The organism is Kitasatospora sp. NPDC059817, from assembly GCF_042731835.1.
Taxonomy (GTDB): domain Bacteria; phylum Actinomycetota; class Actinomycetes; order Streptomycetales; family Streptomycetaceae; genus Kitasatospora.
In genome coordinates this window covers 1-6,849 of sequence record NZ_JBHWIR010000066.1, presented here as the reverse complement: position 1 = coordinate 6,849, position 6,849 = coordinate 1, and the positions used below count along the sequence as shown (strand labels likewise).

The following is a 6,849-nucleotide window of genomic DNA, read 5'->3' as shown; positions in this document are numbered from 1 at the left end:
GCCGCCGGCCTGTTGTCTCCGGTGGGGCGCGGGGCGCGTGGGTGGCGGGGGTGCCGTGTGTGCCGGGTGTGTCCGGGGTGTTTGGCGCGGCGCCCGACTGGCCCCCCCCGCCCCTCCGTCGTGTTCCGGCCGCCTCCCGCAGGTGACCTTCGGAGCATGCGCGAGGCGACGATCGGCGCCCTGAGCGGCGCCGTTCGGGGCTACCGGGGCGCCTGGCCCGCTCCGTAGCGTGGCGGGAAACGACCACCACACGACGGTCCGAAGGATCGTCCAGCCGAAGGGAGATGGCCCGATGGGGGGTGTGTCCGACAGGACCGGCGGTCCGACCGGTTCCACCGGTGCGGCGGGTGCCGACGCCGGCCCGCGCACGGCGGTGCTGGCCGCCGCGAGCCACCGGAGCCCCGGCGCGGAGCAGCCGAGGTCCCCGTACCGCGCGATGTCGGACGCCGAGCGGTCCGCGCTCTGGCGCCAGCGGCTGCACGAGGCCGAGGCGGGCCTGACGCGGTACCTGGTGTCGCGCGGGAACGGGCTGCACCTGACCGACTGGTTCGTGCTGCAGTCCGAGCTCTTCGCCGACCTCCCCGCGCCGGACGCCCCGGCCCCGGAGTGGCAGCGGGTGTTCTTCCGCGACCAGGCGCTGATGGAACGTTTCCTCGTGCGCCGCTACGGCGAGGAGGGGCTGGGGGACTGGGCCCGGTCCAATGCCGAGGTGCACCGCGAGGTCGAACCCGACCACGGCCGGGGCGCCGCCGACCCGATCCACCGGATCGCCCGGCAGGCCGAACTGTACGGCTCGGAGTACGAGTTCGACGACGAGGAGCCGCCCGGCGCCGAGCACGCGGCGCTCACCATCACGCACTGTGCGATCTGGGACTACCGCGAGAAGGCCCGCCGCTCGGGCGTCCAGCTGACCCTCGCCTCGCCCTGCACCTACTGCACCGAGGCGCTGTCCGCCAACATCCGCGCCAAGGGCTACCGGCCCGCGCACCGCCTGACCAACGGCCCGACCGGCCACGGCTGCCGCTGGGAGTCGAGCGCCGCAGCCGGGCCCGCCGCCAACGACGAACCGGGGGAGTCCTGAGATGTGCGGTGTCACCGGCTGGATCGACTGGGACACCGACCTGCGCCACCAGGCGCGGACGGTCCGGGAGATGACCGCCACCCTGGCCTGCCGCGGCCCGGACGCGGACGGCGTCTGGCTCTCCCGGCACGCCGCGTTCGGCCACCGCCGGCTGTCCGTGATCGACCTGGACGGCGGGGTCCAGCCGCTCGCCGACCGCCCGGGGCCGGACGCCGGCGCCGTGCTCTGCTACAACGGGGAGCTCTACAACCACCGCGAGCTGCGCGCGCAACTGGAGGCCCTCGGGCACGTCTTCCGGACCCGCTCCGACACCGAGGTGGTCCTGCGGGCCCACCTCCAGTGGGGCAAGGACGCGCCGACCAGGTTCAACGGCATCTTCGCCTACGCCCTGTGGGACGCCGCGCGCGAGGAACTGCTGCTGGTCCGCGACCACCTCGGCATCAAGCCGCTGTACTGGCACGCCCACGCCACCGGGGTGCTGTTCGGCTCCGAGCCCAAGGCGGTGCTCGCGAACCCGCTGTTCCGCGCCGAACTGGACGCCGAGGGCATCGCCGAACTGTTCGCGCTGCCCGCCGCGCCGAGCGCCGGCCACGGCCTGTTCCGCGGGCTGCACGAGGTCCGGCCCGGCCACCTGGTGGTCGTCGGCCGCGGCGCCACCCGCGAACTCCGCTACTGGCGGCTGGAGTCGGCCGAGCACCGGGACGATGCCGCGACCACCCGCGGCACCGTCCGGGACCTGCTCGCCGACGCCGTCGAGCGGCAGCTGATCAGCGACGTGCCGCTGTGCACCCTGCTCTCCGGCGGCGTCGACTCCAGCGCCGTCACCGCGCTGGCCGCGGCCGCCCGCGAGCGGGCCGGCCACGGGAAGATCGCCAGCTTCTCGGTCGACTTCCCCGGCAGCACCGACCGCACCCCGGACGCCTGGCGGACCACCCTCGACGCCCCGTACGTGCAGGCCGCCGCCGAGCACATCGGCACCCTGCACACCACCGTCCTGGTGCCCGACGACGACCTGCTGGACGCCCGCGACGCCGTCCTGCGCGCCCGGGACCGGCCCGGCTGGGGCGAGATGGACGCCTCGCTGCACCTGCTCTTCCGCGAGGTGCGGCGGCGTTCCACGGTCGCACTCTCCGGCGAGGCCGCGGACGAGATCTTCGGCGGCTACCCGTACTTCCACGACGCGCAGGCCGTCGCCGCGCCGACCTTCCCGTGGCTGCACGGCAAGGCCACGCCGGCGGACCTGCTGCGCCCGGACGTCCGCGCCGAGGTGCGCCCCGAGGAGTACACCGCCGCCGCCTACCACCGCTCGCTCGGCGAGGTGTCGCGCCTGCCCGGCGAGTCGGCCGCCGACGCGCGGATCCGCGAGGTCTTCCACCTCGCGCTCACCCGCTGGCTCCCCCCGCTGCTGGACCGGGTGGACCGGGTGTCGATGTCGGTCGGCCTGGAGGTGCGGGTGCCGTTCTGCGACCACCGCCTGGTGGAGTACCTGTGGAACGTCCCGTGGGCGCTCAAGGCGCCGGACGGGCGGGCCAAGGGCCTATTCCGCGACGCCGTCCGGGACCTCCTCCCGCCGCAGGTCGCCGACCGGCCCAAGAGCGGCTACCCCTCCACCCCGGCCGTCCGCTACACCGAGGTGCTCACCGCCCGGGCGCACGAGCTGCTGGCCGACCCGAACGCGCCGGTCTTCGAGCTGGTGGACCGCGAGCTGGTCCGCCGGCTGCTCGCCGAGGGCCGCCCGCTGCCCAGCCCGCGCACCGCGCCGAACCCGGTCGGCGGCCTCGACCACCTGGTCCAGGTCGACGAGTGGCTGCGCGCCTACCGGGTGGGGCTGCGATGAGCGGCCCCGCGGCGGCCGTGACCACGGCGAAGGCCACCGAGGAGGCCTTCCGGGCCGCCTCCCGCGGCTGGACCACCGGGGTCGCGGTGGTCACCACCCGCGCGGACGAGGAGGTCTTCGCCAAGACGGTCTCCTCCTTCAGCACCCTCTCCCTCGACCCGCTGCTGGTCACCGTCGCGGTCAGCCGCCACAGCCCGCTCGTGGCCGCGGCCCGCGCCGCCGGACGGTTCGGCCTCTCGGTCCTGACGGACGGCCAGTCGGCGGTGGCCCGGCGCTTCGCCACCCCCGGGGCCGGGCGCGCGCTCGGCGGCTTCACCGCGGTGCCGATGCGCACGGCCGTCACCGGTGCCCCGCTCGTCGACGACGCCCTGGCCTGGTTCGACTGCCGGCTGCACGGCACCCTGCCCGGCGGCGACCACACCATCCTGGTCGGCCGGGTCGCCGCCGCGGACCGCGGCGACGGCGACCCGCTGCTCTACCACGACGGCCGGTACCGCGTGATCGACCCGAAACCCTTGAACCCTTGACATCAAACGGAGTTGGCGCATGACACTGCTGGGCACCATCACCGGCCGCGGCGCACCCGCCACCGCCCGCGGCCTGCTGACCGGCGACCGGTACCGGGCCGAACTGGACGACGGCCGCGAGCTCTACCTCGACGGCAAGCGCATCGCGAACCCCGCCGAGCACCCCGCGTTCCGCCCGGCCGTGGACGAACTGGCCCGCCTGATCGACCTCCAGCACGACCCGGCCCACCGCGACCTGCTCACCTGGGAGGACCCGGACAGCGGCCTGCGGCTGGCCCGCGCCTACCAGCCCCCGCGCACCCTGGAGGACCTGCGGCTCCAGCGCCGCAGCGCCGAGCTGTGGCACGCCGAGGCACTCGGACAGCAGGGCCGCTCACCCGCCTTCATGGCCTCGATCGCCGTCGGCGTCTACGACTTCCGGCACCGGCTGGCCGGCGCCGACCCGCGCTTCGGCGCCAACGCCGAGGCGTGGTACCGGCATTGCGCGAGCAACGACCTGGTCCTCTCGCACGCCCTCGGCGACCCGCAGATCGACCGCTCCGCCAACCCACTCGACGACCCGGACCTCGCCCTGCGTGTCGTGGAGGAGAACGACCGGGGCATCGTGGTGCGCGGCGCCAAGCAGCTCACCACGCTCGCCCCGATCGCCCACGAGGTGCTGGTCTACCTCTCGGCGTCGTTCACCGAGGGCCGCGGCGAGCAGTTCGTGACCTGGTTCGCCCTGCCGCTCAACACCCCCGGCCTGATCACCCTCGCCCGCGAACCGCTCGGCAGCGCCTCCTGGGGGCACGCACACCCGCTCGGCGCGCGGTTCGACGAGCAGGACGCGATGCTCTTCTTCGACGACGTCCTGGTGCCCTGGGACCGCGTCTTCCTGCTGCGCGACGCGAACCTGGCGCGCACCGGCCTCGGCCGGATCAACGCCTGGAGCGCCTACGTCGGCCACATCCGCTACCGCGAGCGGCTGCGGACCCTGCTGGCCAGTGCCACCCTGGTCGCCGAGTCGATCGGCGTGGACGGCTTCCGCAACATCCAGGAGGACCTGGGCCGCCTCGCCGGGTACGCCGAACTGACCGAGTACTTCCTCGACGCCGCCGAGGCGCGCGGCGGCCTCACCGACGGCGGCCTGTTCGCCCCCGGCGACACGGCGGCCTCCCGGGTCTGGTCGGCCGAGGTGGCCGGCAGCGCGGTCGAGATCGTCCGCAAGATCGGCGCCTCCGGGCTGCTCATCCAGCCCACCGCCGGGGACCTCGCCAACCCCCGGCTGCGCCCGCACCTGGACCGCTACATGCGCGGCCGGGACATCGACGCCGAACGCAAGGCCCGGCTCTTCCGGATCGCCTGGGAGCTGACCGGCGACGGCTTCGGCCAGCGCCAGGACCTCTACGAGTACGTGCACCGGGGCGACCTGGCCCGCAACCGGATCAACCTCTTCAAGCGCTACGACCAGAGCGCCGCCCGCGAACGGCTGCTGAAGCTGGTCGACCAGGGCGCCGCGGAGCAGCCCGCTGCTGCGGCGCAGCCAGCTACCGACCAGCCGTCCACCAACCAGCAGTCCACCGAGCAGCCGTCCACCGTGGAGGAGAACCAGCCGTGAGCACGTCCGCCGTCGAGATCCAGGCCCGCACCCTCGCGGGGTACGCCGACGCCAGCCGGCTGCGCCAGGTCCAGGACCGGGACTGGGTGCTCGACCAGGTCACCGGAGCCCCCGAATCCCTGATCGACCTCGGCAGCGGGATCGGCCAGCTGCTCCAGGAGGCCCTGGAGCGCTTCCCCTCCCTGCGGCGCGCCGTCGGCCTGGAACGCTCCGAGCACCGCATCGCCGAGGCCGCCGCCCGGCTCCAGCCCTACGGCGAGCGGGTCGCCCTGCACCGGGCCGACCTCACCGTGCCCGAGCCGCTGCCGTTCCGGGCCGACCTGATCACCCAGACCTCGGTGCTGCACTGGCTGTACCCGGACGAGGAGCGGATCTTCGCCTGGGCCGCCGCCCACCTCGCCCCCGGCGGCCGCTTCCTGCTCACCACCTACCACCCGGCCCGGGACGAGCGCGGCCTCGGCGGCGAGGACGAGCTGGTCCGCGACGCCCTGGTCGCCCTCGGCACCCCGTACGACGAGGTGCCCGGCGTCCTGGAACGCGCCGGGGTGCTGCCGATCGCGACCCGGACCAGGACCGTCGACGAACTCGCGGCGGTGGTGGGCCCGCACCTCGCGGTGGCCGGCCACCTGGAGCGCGACGCCGTGGTCACCGTCGACGGCGCCGCCCAGTACGAGCACTTCCACGCCGCCACCTTCGGGGACTACTACAGCCGCGCGGTGCCGGCGCAGCAGCGGCCCGCCTTCTTCCGTGCCGTCGGCGAGAGCGCCTGGCGCCGGCAGCAGGAGCGCGGCCACGTCAGCCACATGCCCGTCCGGCTGTGGCAGCTGACGTCTCGTTAACAACATGTGTAGCCCGCCGCTCACCCCTGGGGTGGGCGGCGGGCTCCGTCTACGCTGGTGGCAGCCCACACCCCCGCATTCGACGGCACCGACCAGGGCCGAGGAGCCAACCGTGTCAACTCCCCCCGCAGGCAGGGAACTCGGCGCCTTCCTGCGCGCCCATCGCGAGCTCCTCAAGCCCTCCGACGTCGGCCTCACCGCCACCACCCGGCGCCGCACCCCCGGTCTGCGCCGCGAGGAGGTCGCCTCCCTCTCCGGCGTCGGCCTGGCCTGGTACACCTGGGTCGAGCAGGGGCGGGTCACCGCCTCCCGGCAGGTGCTGGAGGCGATCGCCCGGGTGCTGCGGCTGGACGCGGCCGGGCTGCGGCACGCCATGCGCCTGGCCGGCTACCACGAGCCGACGGCGGCCGCCGCCTCGGAGGACGGTGCCGACCGGCTCGCCGAGGCCATCCGGCCGGTCCTGGACTCCTGGCCCACCAGCCCGGCCGTCCTGCTCGACCGCCACTTCGACCTGCTCGGCTGGAACGCCGCCTGGGTCGCGCTCTGGGGCTCGCCCGAGTTCGTCCCCGCCGACCGGCGCAACCTGATGTGGGTGATGGCCGCCGACCACCGGGTGCGGGCCGTGTTCCGCGACTGGGAACCGCTCGCGATGAACGTCTTCCAGCAGTTCCGGGCGCAGGCCGGCCCCGCCCTGGCCGACCCCCGCACCGGCGAGGTCTACCGGCACCTGGACGAGGACGCGCCCGAGTTCCGGCACTGGTGGGGCTGCCACTCGGTGGCGGAGCTGACCGTCCGCACCGTCACCGTCGAGCCGGCCGGGCTCGGACCGGTCCGGCTGACGCTGTCGTCCTTCCACCCGGTGGACGACCCGACCGCGACGGTGCTGCTGTTCACCCCGCACGGCGCCGCCGACCGGGCGCGGATGACCGAACTAGGAGTTAATACCTTTGGCGCGGGAGGCGGCGGGG

At 74.8% G+C, this 6,849-nt stretch carries 6 protein-coding genes; all 6 read left to right on the top strand.

Translation table 11 applies throughout. From position 1 onward, the window contains the following. Positions 1-301: 301 nt before the first annotated feature. Complete coding sequence (locus ACFV61_RS16595; RefSeq protein WP_079135393.1) at positions 302-1,081, top strand: hypothetical protein; 780 nt, start codon at positions 302-304, stop codon at positions 1,079-1,081. Position 1,082: 1 nt separating this feature from the next. Next, a complete protein-coding gene (gene asnB / locus ACFV61_RS16590; RefSeq protein WP_380492281.1) occupies positions 1,083-2,918 on the top strand; it encodes an asparagine synthase (glutamine-hydrolyzing) in 1,836 nt (611 codons plus the stop codon). Further along, a complete protein-coding gene (locus tag ACFV61_RS16585; protein WP_079135392.1) occupies positions 2,915-3,445 on the top strand; it encodes a flavin reductase family protein in 531 nt (176 codons plus the stop codon). Before asnB ends, ACFV61_RS16585 begins: the two co-directional genes overlap by 4 nt. A gap of 19 nt (positions 3,446-3,464) precedes the next feature. Continuing rightward, on the top strand, positions 3,465-5,042 hold the full coding sequence (locus tag ACFV61_RS16580; protein ID WP_380486345.1) for a 4-hydroxyphenylacetate 3-hydroxylase family protein: 1,578 nt from the start codon (positions 3,465-3,467) through the stop codon (positions 5,040-5,042). Continuing rightward, positions 5,039-5,881 carry a class I SAM-dependent methyltransferase gene (locus tag ACFV61_RS16575; protein WP_363369481.1) on the top strand — a complete coding sequence of 281 codons (843 nt, stop codon included), beginning with the start codon at positions 5,039-5,041 and terminating at the stop codon, positions 5,879-5,881. Before ACFV61_RS16580 ends, ACFV61_RS16575 begins: the two co-directional genes overlap by 4 nt. Before the next feature lie 112 nt (positions 5,882-5,993). Continuing rightward, positions 5,994-6,849, top strand: an 856-nt coding sequence (locus ACFV61_RS16570; protein WP_380492278.1) for a helix-turn-helix domain-containing protein, incomplete at its 3' end; no start/stop codon positions are given.

Bases quoted from the DNA above. Each gene is read 5' to 3' on its own strand.
- asnB (WP_380492281.1), top strand. From the start codon at position 1,083: ATGTGCGGTGTCACCGGCTGGATCGACTGGGACACCGACCTGCGCCAC.
- ACFV61_RS16585 (WP_079135392.1), top strand. From the start codon at position 2,915: ATGAGCGGCCCCGCGGCGGCCGTGACCACGGCGAAGGCCACCGAGGAG.
- ACFV61_RS16580 (WP_380486345.1), top strand. From the start codon at position 3,465: ATGACACTGCTGGGCACCATCACCGGCCGCGGCGCACCCGCCACCGCC.